The 21,456-nt window shown below is 39.6% G+C and carries 19 protein-coding genes; 11 read left to right on the top strand and 8 right to left on the bottom strand.

The window, feature by feature from the left end; genetic code table 11:
- The first annotated feature begins 106 nt into the window (after positions 1 to 106).
- From AC2SLN_RS12680 to AC2SLN_RS12695, 4 genes are all read left to right on the top strand, one after another.
- Positions 107 to 1,303 carry an MFS transporter gene (locus tag AC2SLN_RS12680; RefSeq protein ID WP_486549707.1) on the top strand — a complete coding sequence of 399 codons (1,197 nt, stop codon included), beginning with the start codon at positions 107 to 109 and terminating at the stop codon, positions 1,301 to 1,303.
- 183 nt (positions 1,304 to 1,486) lie between these two features.
- Positions 1,487 to 2,473, top strand: coding sequence for a hypothetical protein (locus tag AC2SLN_RS12685; protein WP_486549705.1), 987 nt, complete (start codon positions 1,487 to 1,489; stop codon positions 2,471 to 2,473).
- Between the two features lie 314 nt (positions 2,474 to 2,787).
- Positions 2,788 to 3,987 carry a class I SAM-dependent methyltransferase gene (locus tag AC2SLN_RS12690; RefSeq protein ID WP_486549703.1) on the top strand — a complete coding sequence of 400 codons (1,200 nt, stop codon included), beginning with the start codon at positions 2,788 to 2,790 and terminating at the stop codon, positions 3,985 to 3,987.
- A 124-nt stretch (positions 3,988 to 4,111) separates the two neighbouring features.
- A complete protein-coding gene (locus AC2SLN_RS12695; RefSeq protein ID WP_486549701.1) occupies positions 4,112 to 6,385 on the top strand; it encodes a TonB-dependent receptor in 2,274 nt (757 codons plus the stop codon).
- Between the two features lie 385 nt (positions 6,386 to 6,770).
- Here the strand turns inward: AC2SLN_RS12695 and AC2SLN_RS12700 are convergent, their stop codons facing one another.
- Entirely contained in the window at positions 6,771 to 6,968 is a 198-nt protein-coding gene (locus AC2SLN_RS12700) for a hypothetical protein (protein ID WP_486549700.1), read from the bottom strand.
- A 266-nt stretch (positions 6,969 to 7,234) separates the two neighbouring features.
- Between AC2SLN_RS12700 and AC2SLN_RS12705 the strand changes: the two genes are divergently transcribed.
- The 4 genes from AC2SLN_RS12705 (at position 7,235) to AC2SLN_RS12720 (ending at position 10,055) form a co-directional block, all read left to right on the top strand.
- Positions 7,235 to 7,447 (top strand): hypothetical protein, encoded by a 213-nt coding sequence (locus tag AC2SLN_RS12705; RefSeq protein ID WP_486549698.1) that lies wholly within the window; start codon positions 7,235 to 7,237, stop codon positions 7,445 to 7,447.
- 408 nt (positions 7,448 to 7,855) lie between these two features.
- The gene (locus AC2SLN_RS12710) at positions 7,856 to 8,806 is read left to right on the top strand and encodes an energy transducer TonB (protein ID WP_486549696.1); all 951 of its coding nucleotides are present in this window, start codon (positions 7,856 to 7,858) and stop codon (positions 8,804 to 8,806) included.
- A 75-nt stretch (positions 8,807 to 8,881) separates the two neighbouring features.
- Positions 8,882 to 9,529, top strand: coding sequence for a MotA/TolQ/ExbB proton channel family protein (locus AC2SLN_RS12715; RefSeq protein WP_486549694.1), 648 nt, complete (start codon positions 8,882 to 8,884; stop codon positions 9,527 to 9,529).
- A 124-nt stretch (positions 9,530 to 9,653) separates the two neighbouring features.
- Positions 9,654 to 10,055: an ExbD/TolR family protein gene (locus tag AC2SLN_RS12720; protein WP_486549692.1), complete on the top strand. Its 402-nt coding sequence runs from the start codon at positions 9,654 to 9,656 to the stop codon at positions 10,053 to 10,055.
- Between the two features lie 255 nt (positions 10,056 to 10,310).
- Here the strand turns inward: AC2SLN_RS12720 and AC2SLN_RS12725 are convergent, their stop codons facing one another.
- The 3 genes from AC2SLN_RS12725 to AC2SLN_RS12735 all read right to left on the bottom strand — a co-directional run bounded on the left by AC2SLN_RS12725 (position 10,311) and on the right by AC2SLN_RS12735 (position 12,821).
- Positions 10,311 to 10,814 (bottom strand): IS630 family transposase, encoded by a 504-nt coding sequence (locus AC2SLN_RS12725; protein WP_486548567.1) that lies wholly within the window; start codon positions 10,812 to 10,814, stop codon positions 10,311 to 10,313.
- A 16-nt stretch (positions 10,815 to 10,830) separates the two neighbouring features.
- Positions 10,831 to 11,148 carry an IS630 transposase-related protein gene (locus AC2SLN_RS12730; RefSeq protein WP_486548337.1) on the bottom strand — a complete coding sequence of 106 codons (318 nt, stop codon included), beginning with the start codon at positions 11,146 to 11,148 and terminating at the stop codon, positions 10,831 to 10,833.
- A gap of 485 nt (positions 11,149 to 11,633) precedes the next feature.
- Positions 11,634 to 12,821 carry a siderophore-interacting protein gene (locus tag AC2SLN_RS12735; RefSeq protein WP_486549094.1) on the bottom strand — a complete coding sequence of 396 codons (1,188 nt, stop codon included), beginning with the start codon at positions 12,819 to 12,821 and terminating at the stop codon, positions 11,634 to 11,636.
- Between the two features lie 548 nt (positions 12,822 to 13,369).
- Between AC2SLN_RS12735 and arsC the strand changes: the two genes are divergently transcribed.
- Positions 13,370 to 13,780 carry an arsenate reductase (glutaredoxin) gene (gene arsC / locus AC2SLN_RS12740; protein WP_486549093.1) on the top strand — a complete coding sequence of 137 codons (411 nt, stop codon included), beginning with the start codon at positions 13,370 to 13,372 and terminating at the stop codon, positions 13,778 to 13,780.
- Positions 13,781 to 14,061: 281 nt separating this feature from the next.
- On the opposite strand, the gene AC2SLN_RS12745 is transcribed toward arsC, so the two are convergent.
- The 3 genes from AC2SLN_RS12745 to AC2SLN_RS12755 all read right to left on the bottom strand — a co-directional run bounded on the left by AC2SLN_RS12745 (position 14,062) and on the right by AC2SLN_RS12755 (position 17,010).
- Positions 14,062 to 14,877: an enoyl-CoA hydratase gene (locus AC2SLN_RS12745; protein WP_486549092.1), complete on the bottom strand. Its 816-nt coding sequence runs from the start codon at positions 14,875 to 14,877 to the stop codon at positions 14,062 to 14,064.
- A 250-nt stretch (positions 14,878 to 15,127) separates the two neighbouring features.
- Entirely contained in the window at positions 15,128 to 15,979 is an 852-nt protein-coding gene (locus tag AC2SLN_RS12750) for a mechanosensitive ion channel family protein (RefSeq protein ID WP_486549091.1), read from the bottom strand.
- A gap of 182 nt (positions 15,980 to 16,161) precedes the next feature.
- The gene (locus tag AC2SLN_RS12755; protein ID WP_486549090.1) at positions 16,162 to 17,010 is read right to left on the bottom strand and encodes an IclR family transcriptional regulator; all 849 of its coding nucleotides are present in this window, start codon (positions 17,008 to 17,010) and stop codon (positions 16,162 to 16,164) included.
- 432 nt (positions 17,011 to 17,442) lie between these two features.
- Here AC2SLN_RS12755 and AC2SLN_RS12760 point away from each other — a divergent pair, with 432 nt between their 5' ends.
- Positions 17,443 to 18,636: an acyl-CoA dehydrogenase gene (locus AC2SLN_RS12760; protein ID WP_486549089.1), complete on the top strand. Its 1,194-nt coding sequence runs from the start codon at positions 17,443 to 17,445 to the stop codon at positions 18,634 to 18,636.
- A 251-nt stretch (positions 18,637 to 18,887) separates the two neighbouring features.
- Complete coding sequence (locus tag AC2SLN_RS12765; RefSeq protein WP_486549088.1) at positions 18,888 to 20,141, top strand: CaiB/BaiF CoA transferase family protein; 1,254 nt, start codon at positions 18,888 to 18,890, stop codon at positions 20,139 to 20,141.
- 349 nt (positions 20,142 to 20,490) lie between these two features.
- On the opposite strand, the gene AC2SLN_RS12770 is transcribed toward AC2SLN_RS12765, so the two are convergent.
- Positions 20,491 to 21,300 carry an IclR family transcriptional regulator gene (locus AC2SLN_RS12770; protein ID WP_486549087.1) on the bottom strand — a complete coding sequence of 270 codons (810 nt, stop codon included), beginning with the start codon at positions 21,298 to 21,300 and terminating at the stop codon, positions 20,491 to 20,493.
- Positions 21,301 to 21,456: the final 156 nt, after the last annotated feature.

The raw sequence follows: 21,456 nt of genomic DNA on the forward strand, positions 1-21,456 counted from the left end.
AGTGTTCACATATCCTAATTCAACACAGTTTAATTTACCATAAAACGGTACTCATGAGTGATTGGCTCAACTTAACAGTAAGTTATCTATAAAAAAGGCATATATATTGGTAACCATTAAAAATTTTTTGTTTAATAATGCACTAAGCTTACTGATCCTACTGACCTATACTGCTGTTGGTACTATCCTTGGGTTCATGCAAGGTGGTATTGCACCTATTCTCCGCTCGCAAGGGGTCGCCTTAGACTCTCTTTTCTTAGTGTTTGTTTTATACCTACCTTATGGATTATCGTTTATCTGGGCGCCTTTTTTAGATCGCGCCCAAGTTTATTTAAACTACCGTTCACAGATTGTAGTAGGGCAAATAATTACTAGCTCTTTGCTCCTCATAATGTCGTTGCTAAGTATATTCAATGTTTCCTTAACTATTTTCTGGTGGCTCGCATTAGTTATTAATGTATTCATTGCCAGTATGGATCTAGCAATTGACGGATTAAGTAGCTTAAATGCCACCGTTAAAAACAAACCGGTTTTGTCAGCCACAAAGGTTGCTGGAATTGCATTAGGGTCTTTAATCGGTGGAGGCGCTTTAGTTGCTGGATATGATCATCTCCAGCTCTCTGGAATACTAAAAGTTATGGCGTTCTTATTCCTTATTCCCTTACCCTTGATGATAATACTCTCTAAGAAAAAATATCTGTTAAAGGCCTCAATTGCGCCCATTAAAGGATTAAAAATAGGGTGGACTGATAAGCGCTTTAGAGATCTATTATGGCGTACCGCACTACTCACTTTTGTCATTATGGCATTATTTAACTTCAATCGGCTATTGCTTATTGATCTTGGCGTGCCGTTAAGAAAAATTGGCCTATATCTCGGTATTTTGACACCTATAGGGGGGCTGATTCTCGCTGTTATATTACCAATGTTTATAAAAAAGAATCAGCAAACAGTATTTACAGTGTTGAGTGCTTTACTACTAAGTTTACTAATTATGTTGCTAATAGATATGAATAGCCTGTCTTTTAACATACTAATATGGATAGCAATAGGCATTGGAATAATTTGTAATGGCATGCTAGTTGTGATTGGAAGCGCTATTTTAGGGTGGGCTAAAAGTAATCAGAGTGCAACGAATTATAGTCTGTTATATGGGCTAGGGCGACTAAGTGGCATAGTCATGTTAGTGGTCCTACCTTTATTGATTACAAAATCTGGATGGACGGTATTTTATACTACGATAACTATCGTTCTCATACTGGCATATTTATCCTTTTATAAGACCATTGAAAATGTGGATTAAGAGCCTTGTATCTTTAAGTTGTGCCTGAAAGACTTAGATTTTTTCAGCTAGGGTTAGCGCCAGTTATTATATCTTCAACCCTTACCAATCATCTCAGAAGCTTTGAATAATATGCAGATATATCAAAAAGATAGCCAAAATAAACAGTCTATTACTAGTTTAAATCTCTTATTAAACTCAGTTATGAATAGATTGAGCGATTTAAGGGAAAGTCACGTTGGCTGTATACCTATACTGCGACACGCTAATGAAAAGCAATGGCTTACATCAAAGTCAGGCTCTTGGACAGGTGGCTTTTGGTTGGGCGTTAATTTTCTATTAGACACTATCAATGGGATGAACACTTTATCGAATGACACGAAGGATATTGCTAGGTCGATTGAAAATAGGCATGAAGTTGATTCTGTGCATATGAGTATGGTAGGTGCTTATGGTTTTTCATTTTGTTGTGATTATACCGATAGCTTAGTAGAAACAGAGTTCCAAAATACGTTAGAAGTATTTAAAGCAGGTATTGCAAAAAGATATCGTGTTGATCTTGGAGGTTTTACGCTGGGAGCTGCTTTAGGAGGGCGAGAAATTGGTCAAGACTCAATTTCAGTAGACTCTTTGCACGCAATATTAATATTGTTAGGAGGCGACTCAAACTATAAAGCACTGGCAAAGAACCACATTGACTTATATTTAGAACATAGTCGCTTTTACAATGAAGTGCCAGGGCTCTTGGTGCAACAAGATGCTAAATGGGTTTCTGCTAAGCCAGATCAATTTTGGGACAGAGGGCATGCATGGTTAATACTTGCACTAGCAGAAGCTGCAAATCTATGGGGCGAGAAGTACGATAGAATGTTGAAGGATCATTTAAATCTATGGTTTAGTGACGCCTTTAATGATAAAAGACATAAGTTGTCTAGAGACACATCGGCAGATTTAATGGTAGTTTTAGCCGCTATAAATACCCGTAAACTGGATAAAAACAGTGGTTTATTTAAGATGGCGGAAGAAAGGTTTTGGTCTGTATTAAATGAACCTGTGTTCAGTAGACCTACTAAAGACCAAACGATATATACGGGCTGTTTAGTAAATGCAGAAAAAACAGAAACGATATGGGGTTATTTTTTCCTAATAAACACTCTCTTAAGTCTTATGAAGGTTAAGAGTTTAGTCTAGTGGTTAACTGATAAAGCTGTACTAGCGCAGAGTGATTCCTGATACCAGATTTGGTCTAAGCTCGTTTTTTAATCCCTTCAAATCTGGTTTCATGCTCATGCTGGTATACCAGTTCATGCTTTTAGCTACCAGCAGTTCTAATTTTTGAAGCGTCAAGAATCCCCTAATACTAAGAGTGACAACATAAAGGCTGACATAAATAAATAACCCATTATAATCCGCTTATTAAATGATAACTTGTGATAATAATTTGATATTTCTGACGTCTATTTATCCTTATAGTTGAGGTAAATAGCTTAGGTCAAAATATCACTATGAATCAAATATCATCACAAACCCAGCCAAACAGTTCATCTTCTCCAAGCCCATTTGCGCAAAATCCACTTTTAAACTCCCCTTCTTTACAACACAAAAATCAAGCCAGCACTAAGGTGTTTAATTTCCTACTTGATGCCATTCGGGGTCAGGTGTTTATTGCGTGCATCGAGTTAGGGATTTTAGATTTACTTGCAGAGGGACACAGCCTTCAGGCAATCTCAGAACGACTTAATATTGCTGATAACAAACTGGTTTTGTTTCTTAACGCCTTATCTAGCATGGAGGTGCTTGAGAAACATGATGACCAGTTTGTCATTAATCCGATCTTCACAGAATTACTGGTTCGCAATCAAGACGTCAATATGATTACGACATTTTTACATCTCTACAAAGTTCGTTACCGTTCTAGCGCTGATATTATTGAAATCTTAACCAACGATAGCTCAGTCAAGACAACAGAAACTTTTTCTTCTCCCACCTTTTGGCGTACAGCCTCAAGCAATCTGCTCTCTTTTCATAAAAGCGTTATGGCAGAAAGTGTTTTGTCTATTTTAGAAGCAAGTTTAGACAGAACGACTGAAGGCTCTGTGGATATCACCATGAATTTAGAATCCATTAAAAGCATGATGGATTTGGGCGCGGGCTCTGAGGTATTGGCGCAGCAATTAATGGCTCAAAACCCAGAGATGACAGTTTATATTCAAGACCAATTACCTTTGATTGAAAGTATCAAGGAAAGATTAGAGCTTAGCAAAAACACTCAAACCAACCCTGACAATAAATCTCAAACCCACACTCAAAATGATTCAAGCCAAAACCCCACAAAAAACACCCAAAATATTCAGTTTGTCGCCGGTGATTATAATGAGGTGGCGTTTCCAAAATCGTTAGATTTAATTTTGTCTTCTATGAGCTTGTATTACGCAAAAGACCTTCCACAGACCATAAAAAAGATTTTTGACGCACTAGCCCCTCATGGCGCATTTATCAGCCTGCATGAAAGTTTAGCTAATGGTAGAAGTGAACCTGAAGCGCATGTGCTTGGTCGTCTTATCCCTTCATTAAGCGGTAATGATAGTTCGTTTGCAGAAGGGGAGATTGAAAATGTGATGTACCTTTGTGGTTTTAAACACATTAGCGCAACGATTGTGTCCATGCCCCAAGGTGAGATGAACTTGGTTGTTGGCTATAAGTAGGATTTTGCTTAACAGCGACTTATGGTTTCATCCCTATTGTTAATCATACGTTACTCCCATGTTAATCACACGTTTGGTTCCACCTACAGTGCACGACCTGTATTTACCTATAAGAGAGAATAATATGTCAAATAAAGCTATAAATATAAAGGCTAAACATTTTCCTAATGGCTTTCGATTAAAGCAGTGTAATTTGTGTATCTTGATGGCAATGAGTGTGGTAATGCCTGCATATGCAGAAGTTATAGAAACTAAACAACCTGACCCACAAATCAAGAATAATAATCAGCAAATAGATAAACAAGATAATCAACAAAACCAAAAAACAGAGAATATACCGACTGTCTATTTTGACCCCATTACCGTGACAGCTCGTAAATATGAAGAAACCTTAGCCGAAGTGCCTTTCTCAGTCAGCGTGTTAAGTCCTCAGAATAACACCAGCATTCATGCCACCCATGAGTCAGCGGGTATGGCAAGAAATGTTGCTAACTTGAGTCTCTCTGAACCAGGAGGCACATTTAGCAATACCTTTATATTGCGAGGTATTGGTTCTATAAAGCCCTTATCTGCTGATGATACAGCAGTCTCGGTTTATGAAAACGGAGTATCAAAATCTACAGTCAGTGCCCCTGCAAGTTTGTTTGATGCCAAGAGAGTAGAGGTGCTACGAGGACCTCAAGGTACTTTATTTGGGCGTAATTCGCAGGGCGGTTCTATTCATGTAATTTCTAATGAACCTCAATTTGAAAAAAGCTATAAAGTGGGTGCTTCAGTGGGTAATTTAAATCAAAAACAGGTGTTTTTGATTGCGAATGACCGTATAGGTGAGGGCGATAAAGGTGCATGGCGGTTAGCAACTCGTTATAACAAAAAAGAGGGCAATATCGAGAATGTGGCAACGGGCGAAAAAGATGGCGATGAAAAGGACTATCTGATAAGAGGAAGCGTAGTTTGGTTGTTGGATGATAGTACTGAGGTAAATGTTAAAGGATGGTCGCATCATCGCAACAGTAACAACCCTCGCTATATTTTGAAGCAAGCATCTGATTTTCCAAAGGTTTCTATCAACCCTGATGACCTGAGTACATGGGAAGATAATGGTGCTAGTCTGGCTATGGTTAAAGATATTAATGAGTTGACTTTAACCTCGCTGACCAGTTTTGAGTCGTCCACTACCTCACAAAATTTTGATTTTACTGATGGATTAATATTTTCAAAATTAACACCGATGCCCGTTTCTGCATTTAATATTCCAAAGGCTGATTTTGCATTTATGGAGCATAAAGACAAACGATGGCAACAAGAATTGCGGCTAGCAGGAGAGACTGATCAGCAAAGTAAATGGCAAATTGGTACCCAGATTTTTGCTAGTGATTTTCAAAACGACCATAATGCGACTGCCAGTAAAACGGCCCCGATGTTTTCCTTACAAAATGGGCATCAAACCAGTGATATTGACACATTAAGTATGGCGGTATTTGGCGAGATGCAAATACCCCTTAATGAGAAGTTTGGTGTCAATCTAGGGGCACGCGTGACAAATGAACATAAAGATGTCACGTATGGGTTTGTTGGCAATGGGCATCCTGCAGTTGTAGACCAGTTTAGTCAAGATGCATCGCTGCAAGACACCTTATATAGTGGTCGTTTAGGGTTTAGTGCGAAAGTTGCGCCAGAATATATGCTATACGCTAACGTTGCACGAGGCAGCTCGGCGTCTGGATTCCCTTTATATTCGCCTAATTTGGCAAAAGGTAAGCAGGTAGAAGCTTATCCAACCTCAGAAAACTGGACTTATGAAACAGGGCTTAAGTGGCAAAGTGAGAACACGAATGCTATGTTCAATGCGTCACTATTTTATAGCGATTTAAGTGATAGTCATCTTATTGTTTTTGATCCAAAAAATGCCATATTGACCCCTGCTATTTTAGATTATTCCACCTATGGGGCAGAGCTTGAAGGCATTCGTCAACTTACCCCAAACTGGTCAGCTAGTGCCTCGGTTGGTTATACCCAAACCCAGTTGGATGATGTGAGTAAGTCATTATTGATAGGAGCAAAAAAAGGTAATCATGTTCCTAATGTGCCCTCATTATCTGCCAATATCGCACTTGATTATGATAATCCAAATGGTTGGAATGGTCAGTTATCTATGCAACATACTGGCAAACGAAGTGCCGATATTGCCAATAGCTTTGACTTGTCAGCGTATGCCGAATGGAATGCAAAAATTGGTTATCGTAAAAATGATTGGCAAGCCTATATTTATGCCAATAATTTGTTTGATAAGCAAGGATATGTTGCGGGTCAGACATGGGGTAAGAGTAATAAGGTACAGTCAGTTCGCCTAAATGAGCCTCGTATGTTGGGTATTGGCTTTGAAAAGCAGTGGTAAAACAGGATGAAGTGTCAGTTAATTTCTAGCCTTAGTTTTAACTATATCACTTTATGAAAGAGTTCGATTATAAACAACCGCAGCAAGGCTAGATTGATATGTGGGAAGAACGAATGAGAGTGGCCAGTGAGAAAAAGAATAAAAAAGGGTTTTTTCTTGGTTAAGAAAAGTTAAGGAAATAATTAAGTTTATTGTACGTTGAATTTGTTCTGTTTTTTGATGATGTAAATATAGGCTGGGCTTTTAGTCCAGCTTTTTTAGATCTGAACAATACAATACTAACAATCAAAAAGAGTATGATACGAAGGTACTTACGCGATAAAACCAAAGGTGTGTAGCTATCCGCTAAACTCACATTCTCTTTTGGATTAGGTCTAAATTGACCTTATTTTTCTTGTTTCATATATTCATTCTGACTAAAAATCTTCAATGCACCATTTTTAGAAGATGTTTTTTCTGCTTCCTCAATAGAGTCTGCTACGACTAGGAAATTAACTGACTCCCAATAATCTGGTTGATCATCTAACTCTAACTGCCTCACAGCAAACTTATGTTTTAAGTTAATACCATTTAGTTCACTCATGTTTACTTCTTATTGGCTTATATCCAAATTTGAGTAAATCATAAATATAACGATTTACTCCTTCCAGTGTTTGCAGTTCACATTTAATACGTGATTCAAAAGCAGGTGTTGACTCTCCAATCTCAGCATATTTTCCACTGAAATCCTTAGCATATCCCATAAGATTACCAAACATATCAGCTCAGGAGTTTGAGTAGATTGAGCTGTGCTGAAAAATCCTTAGACAAAAACTGGGTAAACTAAAGAAGATAGTATAGGAGTTTATCATGACAAATATAACCAAAAGGGTTACTGGTTATAGCATTGGTAAACATGCCATCTATACCGACTTTAGATGGTCAGTAGCGCAGAAAGCATATGATACGATGTTTGATAAAGCTAAAAAACATGGTGTAGGGTTTTATGATGTGAGTGGAAGCGGAAAAGTATATGTCCTAGACAGCTTTGGAGATTATCTTGAAATAAAAGATAATATATAAATATGATTTTGCCACCTTTTCTAAACAATAAAAAACTTAAAAAAGGTGCTGTAAATAAAATGTGACTATTTCATTATCTTGCCCTCAACTCCCGATATAGATGATAGGCGATAAAGCATCTAAGCCGGTTTCTTTATTAAAACTAAATTGATAATGATTATTATTTACAAGTTTATGTTTTTATATTATTATCTACCCTCTGCATTATCTAATTATTTAAGGTACTTAGTATAGTAGGTATGATTAATAATATAGATAATTATTTTGTTTTAGGGCATTGCCTTGCTACTAATAATCTTCCTACTAAATGAGCTTAGAAGCCAATATAAGTAGAGGCTTGCTTGAACAAAAAAGTAGGCAGAAATGCACTACATTTAAGTTAATTTTCTTCACGACCAATAGACTGCCATGACAAATGAGAACCATAATACGAAAAGACTGACACTTGTCAATATAGCCACTTTTGTTGCAGTAGTGGCTTTACACGGCATTGTGGCTTCCGCATTAGCGAATATGGACGTGCCTAAACTGAAACTACCCGATCAGCAAGAAGCGCAACCAATCGAAATACAGTTGGTTAAACCTATTGAAGAAGAGCCAGCTCATCAATTAGAACTTAATGAACAGAAGCAACAACCCGTACCTATGCCGGTACGTAAAGCTGAGCCAAAGCCAAAACCTGAGCCAAAGCCAAAACCTATTACAAAGCCAAAACCTGAGCCAAAGCCAAAACCTATTACAAAGCCAAAACCTGTGACAAAGCCAAAACCTGTGACAAAGCCAAAACCTGTGACAAAGCCAAAACCTGTGTCGAAACCAGTTATTACAACAGATGAAACCTTAGAGCAGCAGCGACAGTGGGAAATTGAACAACAGCGTTTGCAGAAACAAGCAAGAGAACGAGAAGCGCAACAAGCAAGAGAACGAGAAGCACAGCAAGCGAGAGAACGAGAAGCACAGCAAGCGAGAGAGCGAGAAGCGCAACAAGCGAGAGAGCGAGAAGCACAGCAAGAGAGCGCGCTAAAAGCACAGCAAGAGAGCGCGCGAAAAGCAGCCAGCAACACGCCTCAATCATTTTCTGCAAGTCAAGCTAGCTGGCGTCGTAAGCCCAATTTTGTATTTCCCGAACAGGTTAGAAGAAGAGGACGTTCAGGTGATACCTACAGTCTCTCAATAAAAATGCGGGTTGATAAACAAGGCAACGTGACCAGTGCTAGCATTGTCAGCTCTTCTGGCAATAAAACTATCGATAACGCAGCTATAAGGTCTGTGAAACAGGCTAAATTTAATCCCTTTATTAAAAATGGTGTGCCTGTAATAGGTGATATTATTTTGCCTTTTGATTACCGGATACCTTAAATAAAAAATTAAGCCTATTAACGTGGCTATTATTAATATTAAGTTTGTAAAAATTTAGTTAACTAAGGACTCATTATGGACTTTACAAGTTATTGGCAGTATACCGATATAGTAACCAAGTTTTTGTTTTTTTGCTTAATTGCGTTGTCTATACTATCTTGGGTTACTGGTATTTTACGTATTTATCGAAGTTATAAAATGAAAGGTAAAGTTGCAATGGATCTCTCCTCAGCAGTTAAGGGTGAGTCTAATGAAATAGCAACCTTGTCAGATTCTCAGCGTAAAACGGCAACCGAGCAGCTATTATTACAACAAATCGGACGCTATCGCTATAACAGTGAAAAAGGTCTGTCTCTTTTGGGTACCACAGCCAGTATTGCGCCATTTATTGGATTATTTGGGACCGTATGGGGGATTTTTCACGCGCTTCATAGTATCGGTGAGTCTGGTCAGGCAGGATTAAGTCAAGTGGCTGGCCCAGTAGGCGAGGCTCTTATTATGACGGGTCTTGGATTGGCAGTAGCAATACCTGCTGTTATCTTTTACAACGTAGCGGTACGTCTTAACCGTAGAGTTCTGTTTCAGGCAAATGATGTTGCCTATAGCATTTTAGGTAATACCGCAAAGGGCGATGGTAGACAAGTAGCTGTATCCGTAAAAAAAGATAAGGCTACTTCAGCGTCTAATCAAACCAGAGAGTACTCCTCATCAACAGCAGGCTAAGCTTGCTGAAAGAGTAGGGCAGTGCAGTCAGTCTTTAAGCTTTATTTGATAGTTGTTCATAGTTGCCGATAGTTTTGGGTGCTAGATGAACCATAACGTTAAGACGATTAGATAGGAGTATGAAATGGCCTTTCAATTAGGCGAGGATGATATGCAAGGAATGAGTGAGATGAATCTCATCCCACTGATTGATATTATGTTGGTACTGATGATCATATTTATGGTAACTGCTACGGTATTGAATCCTTCAGTACCGTTAGATTTACCAAAAACAAGTGCTACTGTGCAGCAGCAACCTACCAAAGTGATTCAAATAAGCGTAGATGAGGACGCTGGCATATTTTGGGACGATCAGCCTATAACTTTAGAACAGCTTGAAACACGTATGCAAGCCCAATCCCAGCTCGAAGAGGAGCCAACCATTCGTTTGCGTGCAGATAAAGATGCGCGCTATGAAACGGTCGCTCAGATACTTGCAGTAGCTAGTGGTGCTAACCTGAGTAAAATTGCTTTTGTAAGTGAGTAAATGGGGCGATATTTAGATAGGTATTAAATGGTCTGGCTAAGTGCCTTAAGTGTTTTAGAAACACTAGTTTCATATTACTTAAAGTTGATTTAGCTTTATGAACCTATCTATGGCGTATCTCTCCCTTGTCTAGCATACTGTTTATTGTGTGGTTGTTTATTGATTTTATAGAGAGTAAGTGTTGCCTCGAAGTCATATCGATTTTAGTTATCAACTTTAACTGTGGCAGTTTCTTTTGCACTATAGTCAGCGAAGTTAAAAATAGTCACAGAGCCAAAGGAAATAAAAGAATAAAGTATCGATGCAGTCTATCCTCCAATCTTTGCGTTTACGTTTGACCCAAGCCCAGACCTGTTCAATAGGGTTTAGGTCTGGACTATATGGTGGTAACCATAAAATGGTATGTCCTGCATTTTCGATTAGCTCTTGTATATCTTGTCTTTTATGAAAGGTTGCATTGTCCATTACAATAACACTTTCATTAGGCAATTGAGGCAGTAATAACTGCATTACCCAACTATGAAACACATCACTATTAATACTACTGTCGTAAAGTCCGACACTGAACAGTACGTTGTTGTAGATAGCTCCAATAGCATTCGTCTGATTCTTTAGTTGCCAATTGTACTCACCTAAGCATGGTTGACCTTTGTACGAGTAGCCATGAGGTCTGTTGTCATGAGCCTTAAACCCACTTTCGTCTAAATAGATAATAGGTCTACCGTCACTTTCAAATTGCCACAATTGTTCAAGAAATATCTGTCTTCTTGCCTCGTCAGCCTTCGGATGGTGTAGTGTCTTTTTTTTGAGTGATACCTAAACGCTTTAAGGCAGTTGCTATACCTCTGTCGCTACAATTAAAGCGTCTTGCTCGCTCATAATGGTAGTCATCAGGATGTGCTTTAACGTCAGCGATAAGTGCCTCGTTGTCTATTTTCGCTGGTGCTCGTTGGTATTTCTTTGGTTCAGGGTTTTTCCTCCAGCGTTGAATAGTAGTGGCACTGATCTGATATTCTTCAACAAGCTCTCGGTAGCTGTAGCCTGCTTCTAGGTTGTCTAGTATCATTTGTCTGTAATCTTTGGAGTATGCCATAGACTTTAGTGTAACCCTTTTTCGATTCGCTGACTATATCTACCCATCCTGCAAGTGCGCTCACTGAGGCTCCAACCATTACCGTGATGGCCAATAGCTCAGTATGCGATATAGCTCAATATAATTCTGTTTATACACAAGACTACACCCCTGCGCAGCAAGCTTCACATTTGAATAATTTCTGAAATGTGATGCTAGGCGTGACAGTGGGCGGAACGTCAGCATTAAATCAGCGGATACGTGTACATGGTCTAGACGATACTAATCTGAAGGTAACTCTCCAGCGCCTTCAAAGTGGACGTTTAAGTTTGATATTCAGCCTTCTAAAGTGACAGCGAATTGATAGTTAGCTGTTTAATGAAATAGCTTTCAATATTATCTTTAGTCCTCAACAGGGTTTAAGTACCTTGTTGAGGATTTTTTATTTTATGCGTTTTTTATTTTATATAGTAAAAATAAGATAGGGTAAAGTGTTTTATTAACGCTCAATCTTGACGCCAATACACCTTAATCACAACATCAGAACGCTCTAATCCAAATCTCTCTCTTAATAACGGCCTTAGCGCTTTTACGGTACTGGCTTCTAGCGCTCCCCATACTTTGTCTATCGTTAAGGGATTAGAAGCAAGATAGTCGCCTATATAAGTATCTATCAAATCTGCCAAATCTTTACCTGCATGGGCATTACCTATGATAAGTGGCAATATAGTAAGCGAACCTCCAATAGCAGAGCTGAATGCCACATCATCAAAGTAAGCCTGATCTGCCTCATCTTGAGTGATACAAATAATTAATGGTGATATTGGGTTTTGCCACGTTTCAAGCAAACGTGCAACCGTTGGCATCGAAGTTTCATCAGCAATCAATAGCGCTTGCCCTGCTTGTAGATGCTCAATTTTCTCTGGGAACTCACGTTTAGTCTTAATCGTATCCCCAGAGCGCAGTGCAGTAGCCCAATTGCCACCAGAGGTGTCTCCATGAATAAATACATCCACCCAAGCTTTGATAGCGTCGTCATTCTGGTTTGAATTATCTTCAACTTTCCATGCTTTACGTAAAGTGTAATAGCAGTGCTCACGGGCAGGTGTATCTGATTGGTTTGGCGTTGTTAAATCAAATAAATAAGCATAGCCTGCTTCATGATCTAACACGTTAGGTACATTATTACCAGTTTCTTGATCGTTAGATAGAGGGGTCAGGATGAGACGCTGCATGTTTTTACTGACTTTATAGCTGTCTTTAACCATAAAGTTTTGCTCAGTAATCTTTATGGTTTTTTTGCCCATTTTTTTATCGGCTTGCTGCTTTAATAATACATATTGCATTTGCAAGTCCTCTAAACCATTAACTGACTCTTGAAAAGCAATATAGTAAGCATTATTGGCTAAAGCCTCGTTTTTACTTGAGAGAGGTTCTTCATCCGTCTCTTTTAGCTTTGAATTCAACTCTATAAGCAGGCCTTCAACAAAAATTTCGGTAAGCCTAATCTCAGAATTGATTAAATGATCCTCTGACACCTGTTTAAAAACACGTAAAAAATTCTGCAGTTCATCTAAGTGCTCTTCGTTGATATGAGCAATTAATAATTCTTTATCAGCTTGTATAAGAGGAGTGTAAGGGTTATTAGATTGCTGATGCGAATTTATAGAGTCTTTAACATAAGCATTTGTCATACTGAGTGTCCTAGAATCTAATAGTTTATAAACTAGAAAACTGTAAATGATAATTGTTATTAATTATAATACTTTATACCTTAATATCAAATATCATTTAACGTTAGGACGTGTTAAGAGTTTGATGCTATCAGTGATAGAGACTGTTGTGTTCAGAGCTATCGCTGGGAAGAGTATGCGCAATAAACTGATTGTTTTCGACGTCATGCGTGTTATCTGTATCAATGCAGTATTAACTATCCGCAGTAATACTTTACTCACTGCCACTTATACCTTGATTTGCTCAAATTCAATTTTGCTCAAATTTAATATAGTAACGCACTCATGCGACAATATTTGTCGTGAGAAATTGCTTGTTTTCTGGCAAGATATAGTAGCACTCGCCGGACTTTTTATGTCTAAAATCCAGCGAGTATTAAAATTACACTTAAGTCATCAAATATTAAAGTCTAATAATCCCTAGCTTTAAAGCAGCTTTAAAGCAGCTTTAAAAAGGCTTTGCCCTGAAAGTATCAATATACCAATCATTCAATAAGGGTTTTTAAACTATGACCACCACTATTTTTCATAATCCAAAATGTAGTACCTCACGAAATGCTTTGGCTATTCTTAAAGCCTCGGGCGAGCAGCCAACCATTATTGACTACTTGAAAGAGCCGCCATCACGTGAGTATTTAGTCGAGCTGCTATCACAAATAAAGATGTCGCCAAGAGAGCTGGTGCGAAGCAAAGAGCCAGTATATAAAGAGCTAGGGTTAGAAGTTACTGATATCTCTGCTAATCAGTTGATTGATGCGATGATTGAGCATCCTATTTTAATCAACCGTCCTATTGTTATTTCCAATAAAGGAGCTGTGTTATGTCGCCCTTTAGAAAGGATATTTGAGGTATTAGATAATCCAGTGAAGTGTTTCACTAAAGAAAATGGCGATGTCATTCAGTATGATAATGAAATATAAGAAAAGCTAAGGTCAATGCTAAGTACCTGTATTCGCAAGCGGTCATGGAGTCTTTCTACCTACAATATTCACGCTGCGTCGGTAAAAACCAGGCTAAATAGAATGACTATGGGCGCTAAATATCGCCTCATATTACGTTATTTTAGTCAAAACAATCTTGTTTCAGATTGTGAATACAGGTTTGAACGGCTTAACTACCCTTTGATTGGCACTGCGCTTTTTTCAATGCCTATTTTTCAATGTTTTTAATGCCCGTATTGTAATATCTTGGTTTAATGAGATTAGCGACCTTTCCATACTGCATGTCGTTTCTCAATAAAAGCATCAATCCCTTCGGCAACATCATCTGTCATCATATTACCGACCATTACCTCACTGGCATAGTGATAAGCGTCTTCCACACCCATAGTTAATTGCTTATAAAACATGCTTTTGCCGGTACTTACTGCTACGGGAGATTTGGAGGTAATGGCGTTGATTAAAGACAGGAGCACGTCCTCTAATTGATCAGGGGGTGCAATGCGGTTAATAAGGCCTTGTTGCAACGCCGTATGCGCATCAATAAATTTACCAGTAATGAGCATTTCAAATGCCTTTTTGGGTAATAAGTTGCGGCTAACTTCGACGGCAGGCGTAGAACAGAATAAACCGACATTGATGCCAGAAGTTGCAAATTTTGCACTATCCGCAGCAACCGCTAAGTCACAGGCAGCAACTAATTGGCACCCTGCCGCAGTTGCAATACCTTGAACTTTTGCAATGACCACTTGCGGCATATGGTTAATAAGCATCATCATATCGCTACATTGTTTAAATAAGGACTGATAAAACGCTTTATCAGCATTCGCTCGCATTTCTTTAAGGTTATGACCAGCGCAAAATGCTTTGCCATTTGCACCAATAACCACAACGCTGATATTTTTATCTTCTGCAATGCCTTCAAGCTCTTTTTGTATAGCCGATAACATATCAGAAGATAGTGCATTAAATTGTTTTGGACGGTTTAGTGTGAGGGTAACAACACCATTTATGGCGTTGCTGTTGTCTCTTAGGACAAAAGGGTCTTCTGGGTAAGGGGTGGTATTTGAGTGTGTCATTCGTCATCCTTAACGAGTCGTGTGTTATTTATAGGCAGTTTAATATAGGCAGTTTAAATATAACATAACTTATGTTATTTGAGGGTATCAAGCATTAAGAGTATCAAGCAATTTTTTGCAATACTGTCTCCCCCTTAAATTCACTAGGCTGTTACGCTGAAATGTTGGTATCGCCGCCCTGTATAATTGCTGTCGTCATGTTAAAAGCAGTTGTAAATAAAATCCTTTTACTCACAAGTTATTCCGTAGTTTAGGACTGTTTGGCATTAGCCACCAGTTTTTCTAAACCTTCAATATGTACGCTGCGTTGCGGAAATGGTATTTCGATATGATGATCATCCAGCGCTATTTTAAACTGCTCAAGTAGATCGCAGTTTAATGCCCACCAGTCTGAATTCGTTGTCCATACATTCAAGGTTAAATCGACAGCGTTATCACCAAGATTGGTCACTCGTACGATAGGTTCAGGATCTTGAAGAGTAAGTGGGTTATCTTTTGCGAGCTTTAGCATGATGTCCTTTGCTGTCTTGATATCTGCACCGTAGCCAATGCCGACTGTGATATCCACACGTCGATTGGGCAGAGCAGTATAATTGATAATCGCAGATGTGCTGATGTCGTTATTAGGAATAATGACATCATGATTATTAATAGTAGTGAGATGGGTGTTGACTAAGGTAATTTTTGTGACCGTACCGGTGTAATCACTAATTTGTACAAAGTCGCCGCTGACAAAAGGACGAAATAGAACAATTATGATGCCTGCTGCAAAGTTAGACAGTTGGTCTTTTAATGATAGACCAATAGCTAGAGCGGCACCACCTAGAATAGCCACAACTGAGTTCGTTTGCACACCGACTTTGTTCAGCGCGGCTAAAATAACAATAACTAGTAATACGCCATATAACAACCGACTTAAAAATCCAGATACCGTATCATCTAGATGGCTGCGTTTCATCATCCGAGTGGCAAGATGTACCACTCTTTTAGCCAGCCAGCGGCCCACAATAAATATCAGTATTGCTACTGCTACTTTGATAACCAAACCTAATGCATTTTCGCTTAAGCTCGCGATGTCTAAAGTAAACCCTAAAAATTCCATAATTACTCTTTTTAATATTGTGTGGTTGATATTATGTGGTTAATTATTTAAGTATGAGAATATTGAAAAATGTGAATAAGTAGATTAATGTAGACTACATTATATAAGTAGATTAATGGGCTCATAGCGCTGGTTGCTCAAACTAAACTAATTAGTAACACTCTGAAAAAATAAAGTCGCCGTTATTCGCCCTCTATTTGTGAGGCAAGCAGTTTAAGCTTAGGGACAATAGTATTCACATAATCATGGGTAGCCCAGTTTGACTTGGGTACACTGGCGTTTAGGGCATGGGTATACTGTCTTTTTGTACTGTCGTATAAAGGAACGGCAACCGCCAGTATGTCGGGAGAATATTCTCCATCTGATAGGCAGTACCCATGTTTATAAAAAAACTGCGCCTGAGTTTTTAGTTTTTCACTAATGTGCTGTTTATCTTCTTCACTATCTAAATCTGGCAAGCTGTTAATAACCTGTTGCTGCATAGATGGGCTAAGCATCGCAAAATAAGCCCGACCAATTGCCGTCTTATCAATGGGCACGCTAGAGCCAGCAGCAAGATTAACCGCAAGCCGAGCCGGACTACGATAGCAAGCCAAATAATGCATCTCGCCTTCAATCTCAGTGGCAATATTCACAGACACCTTATTTTCCATAGCAAAATCTTTAAGCAGGGGCAGCGCTTCGTTTGCTAGGTCATGTCTGTGCCAAGAGCTAGCACTGAGCTTCAGTAGGTTTTTTCCTAAGCAGTAGCTGTCATTCTCTTTTCGGCGCATAAAACCAAGTGTGTGTAAGGTATGAATCAGTCGGCTGACCGTCGCTTTGGGTAACTGTGTTAGTTCACATAGTTGCTGGTGAGTCAGCTCGCTTGCATGTTCAAAGGTACTAAGCAACAACATACCGCGTCCGAGTGCGTGAATGAAGGCTCTATCATCATTATGTTTTGCTTGTGACAGGGAGGCTTTGATTGAGTCCGTTAATTCGGGGTGCGGATCTATGTGAGGCGGTTGCTTAGATGTGTTGATTGTATTCATATTGATAACCCTGTCTTAGGCTGTCGGTTGGTATGGCTACGTTATAGCGCTCATGCTTAAGCCAATCATCAATAGCTAAAGCATGGTTATAGCACTAATTTAAATGAATGCACTGATTTAACTCAATGACTTTACATCAGTGATGACATCTGCTTTAATAATTATCAATTAATGGAACTTAGTTTCGCATAGTGGAACTTGTTTGTCTAATATTTTTTACCGATTAGTTTTCAAAGTGTCCATACTCGTATCGCCGCACCTGCTGAACGTCGTAATGCTTAAAACTAGGGCTGTTTAAAAGGAGCGACGTTTGAATAGCGCTTTTAATATGACTTTTCTCATTAGCTGTTACTGCTAATTTTTCATAGCCTTTAATAGCAACAAATGAGTAGTAAAGCCTCAATTATTGATGACATTAACAAGGAGTTAGTCATGTCTGATACGCCAACATATTCACAGCCATCATTTGAATGGTCGGACCCTTTTTTGCTACGTGACCAGTTAACGGAAGAGGAGTTAATGGTTCTGCGTTCGGCGCGTGACTTTTGCCAAAGCGAATTAATGCCTGGTATTAAGGAAGCCAACCGTCATGAAAACTTTGATCGTAACATCATGCGTAAAATGGGTGAGCTTGGCTTACTTGGTGTGACTATCGACGGTTATGGATGTGCCGGGTTGTCGAGCGTGGCATATGGGTTAATCGCCAAAGAAGTTGAAGCGGTCGATTCTGGGTATCGCTCTGCTATGAGTGTGCAATCAAGTCTGGTAATGCATCCAATTTGGGCTTATGGTACCGATGCGCAGAAAGAGAAATATTTGCCTAAGCTTGCCACTGGCGACTATGTTGGCTGCTTTGGTTTAACAGAACCGGATGCTGGCTCTGATCCTGGGTCGATGAAAACCCGTGCTAAATCTGTAGACGGCGGCTATCAGCTTAAAGGTAGCAAAATGTGGATTACTAATAGTCCGATTGCTGATGTGTTTGTAGTATGGGCAAAAGATGACAATGATGAGATTCGTGGATTCATTTTAGAGAAAGGCATGGAAGGATTATCGGCACCTAAAATTGAAGGTAAGTTTTCACTGCGAGCCTCAATTACAGGCGAGATTGTGATGGATAATGTGTTTGTACCAGAAGAAAATGCCTTTCCGAATATACGCGGTTTAAAAGGTCCGTTTGGCTGTTTAAATAAAGCGCGTTACGGCATTGCTTGGGGCTCTATGGGTGCGGCAGAATTTTGCTGGCAAGCAGCACGTCAATATACACTGGACCGCAAACAGTTCAATCGTCCTTTAGCAGCAACCCAGCTGGTACAGTTAAAGCTTGCTGATATGCAGACTGAAATTGCCTTAGGCTTGCAAGCCGCACTACGGGTTGGCCGGTTAATGGATGAGCATAATGCAGCCCCAGAGATGATTTCACTGATTAAACGGAATAACTGTGGTAAAGCATTGAATATTGCTCGTGTTGCCCGTGATATGTATGGAGGCAATGGTATCAGTGATGAGTATCACGTTATTCGTCATGTTATGAATCTAGAGGCGGTTAATACTTACGAAGGTACTCATGATGTTCATGCCCTTATTTTAGGTCGTGCACAGACGGGTATTCAAGCGTTTGCTTAATCTTAATACAGTCGGTAGTCAGTGAACCTATAAGCTGCTGAGGTGTTAACCTCGTTTAGACGACCCAATGTCGTGCTTTTAATCGTTTACCTCGCTAGTCTATACCTTGAACTCACTACTGTATTTGTTGAAAATGGTATTAATTATAGTTTTCACAATCAAAGTTTCTTTCACAGCATGCCCTAAAGTGATTAAAGCGCTTTAGGGCATGTTTTGTAATAAGTGTGAAAATGGATTTTTGTGGAGATAATATGCACACTCAAGCAATAAACACCCAAGCCATAAATAATAAAACAATAACCAAGCAAGCCGCTCAAACCCAAGCCTTACACGGTATTAAAGTGCTGGATTTATCTCGCGTGTTGGCAGGCCCGTCTTGTACACAAATATTGGCAGATCTGGGCGCAGAAGTTATCAAAGTGGAAAGACCAAAAATTGGCGATGAAACACGGCATTGGACACCGCCGAGCTTTGTTGATGGCGATGATTTAACCTCTGCCTATTTTGCGACGGTTAATCGCAATAAAAAATCCATCACTGTGGATATTACTCAGTCAGAAGGGCAGGAGCTAATTAAAAAGCTAGTTATGGATAGTGATGTGTTGGTGGAAAATTTTAAAGTGGGTGGACTTAAAAAATACGGTTTAGACTATGCGTCGTTAAAAACGTTAAACCCAACGCTTATTTACGCATCACTAACAGGGTTTGGGCAAACAGGCCCTGATGCCCATAAGCCAGGATATGATTATATTATTCAGGGTTTATCAGGATTGATGAGCATTACTGGCCCAAGTGACGGCGAGCCACATAAAGTTGGCGTTGCTGTGGTGGATTTGTTTGCAGGCTTGCAGCTGACGATTGGTATACAAGCGGCCCTATTGGCGAGGCAACAAACAGGCTTAGGTCAGCAGGTTGATGTGGCACTTCTTGATAGTGCTATTGCCATGTTGGCAAATATTGGTATGAACCATTTAGCAACTGGCGATACGCCACCCCGATTGGGTAACGCTCACCCCAATATTTGCCCGTACCAAGTTTTTGAAGCGGCTGATGGCAATCATTTTATTTTAGCATGTGGTAATGACAGCCAGTTTGCTAAGATTTGTGAGGCATTAGAATTAGAGATACATGGAGATGCGCGTTTTGCTACCAATCCAAGCCGAGTAGCAAATCGTGATGAGCTGACAGACATTTTAACCACTGCATTTAAACAAAAAAATCGTGATGCATGGTTAGCTACTCTGCAAGCGACACATGTACCTTGTGGGCCAATCCATAATGTGACAGAAGCCTTGGCCATGCCGCAAGTGGCGGCGCGTGATATGGTCATAAGCTTTGCAGATAGTCCTGTTCATGTGCTTGGCAATCCTATTAAGTTATCTGGCACGCCCGTGCGCTACGATACACCACCACCTAGATTTGGTGCTGATACCGAAGCAGTCCTTAAAAGCTTAGGGCTAACGGCTCATGAAATTGAAAAATTGCAGTCTCATGACATAGTGTAGTTGATGTTGATGCCAATGATACCGATGCCGTCATTGATGCTATTAGTGCTATTGATACTATAGTCAAAGAAGTCTAAAATGGTTACAAGGCAACCGAGTGCAAGTACTACTGGAGTAGGCTTAACGAGGTTAACGCCGTAACCGTTTAGTAGTTCGCTGACTATATTAGTGCGATTAGTAATGCAACGGCGCACGCAGGATATTAATGAGACCAATAGCAATTATAAATAGCAATGCTAAAGCCTTACTCCTACCGAGTAAGGCTTTTTTTTAAGTTATGAGGATGAAGCGTTTAACAACATAAATTAACTAAGACAAGAAACCTAAAGTTTTAATCATTAAAAACTGATTAAGCCGCGTTGGCTGAGCTCAATCGTTCGGTTATGTCTGCTGAAAGTGCCAGTAAGGCCTCACTCACCTCCTGTTTATTTTGCTGGTACTCTCTTTGCAAAAAGCTCACTGCCATGCCCGCTATGGCAGTACCAGTTGCGTCACGAATGCAAGTGCCCAAACAATACATACCTTCGCGTAACTGCCCGTTATCCAATGAAACCCCAGTTTTTCTGACTTGGCTGAGCTCATTCTGCAACTCTCCTAAAGTGGTGACGCCATAGCTGGTCATCGGATCGGGCATCGAATACTGATACATCTGCATTAACATCTCGTCACTATAGGTTGCCAGCATGGCTTTACCAGTAGCCGCAAACACAGCGGGCACACGCACCCCAGCATGGAAGGTAAAACCGAGTGGGGCAGGAGATTCGTGGCAGGCTAGAAACACGACTTCATGACCATCCATCTTTGATAGGGTAACCGTATGTTTGAGTAAGGTTGGGTAGTGGTTGATTAGCTCATGGAATAGTTGAATCACGGTGTGCTGTTGCTCGTATTTTCCTGCCCAGTAAAGCAGATATGATCCTAAGTGAAACCGATTGTCACGGTCTTTAAAAACCAAGTTTTTGGATAATAAACTTTGCAAAATAGTGTGAGTGCTACTTCTTGGTAATGACAGCTGCGTTGCAATCTCCGCTGAAGTCAGCGGAAAAGGGCTTACCGTGATTAAATCTAAAATGAGGCACATTTTGTCAATAGCCGGTACGCTAACAGCAGGTCTTTGGTAATTGGCTTTTTCCTGAGGCTTGTGCTGAGATGGTTTCAAATGGCTATTCCTATAGATCTTTGTATGAATTAATGACTTTTATATTTTAAAATCGATCTTTATCGTTTTTATTGCAATTACTCGAAAAGGCACTTTATAATGGGTTGTCTTATATAAAAAACAACGATTCAGTATATTGAATTTAATGTTTTTAAT

It is taken from the genome of Psychrobacter sp. CX90, from assembly GCF_057396305.2.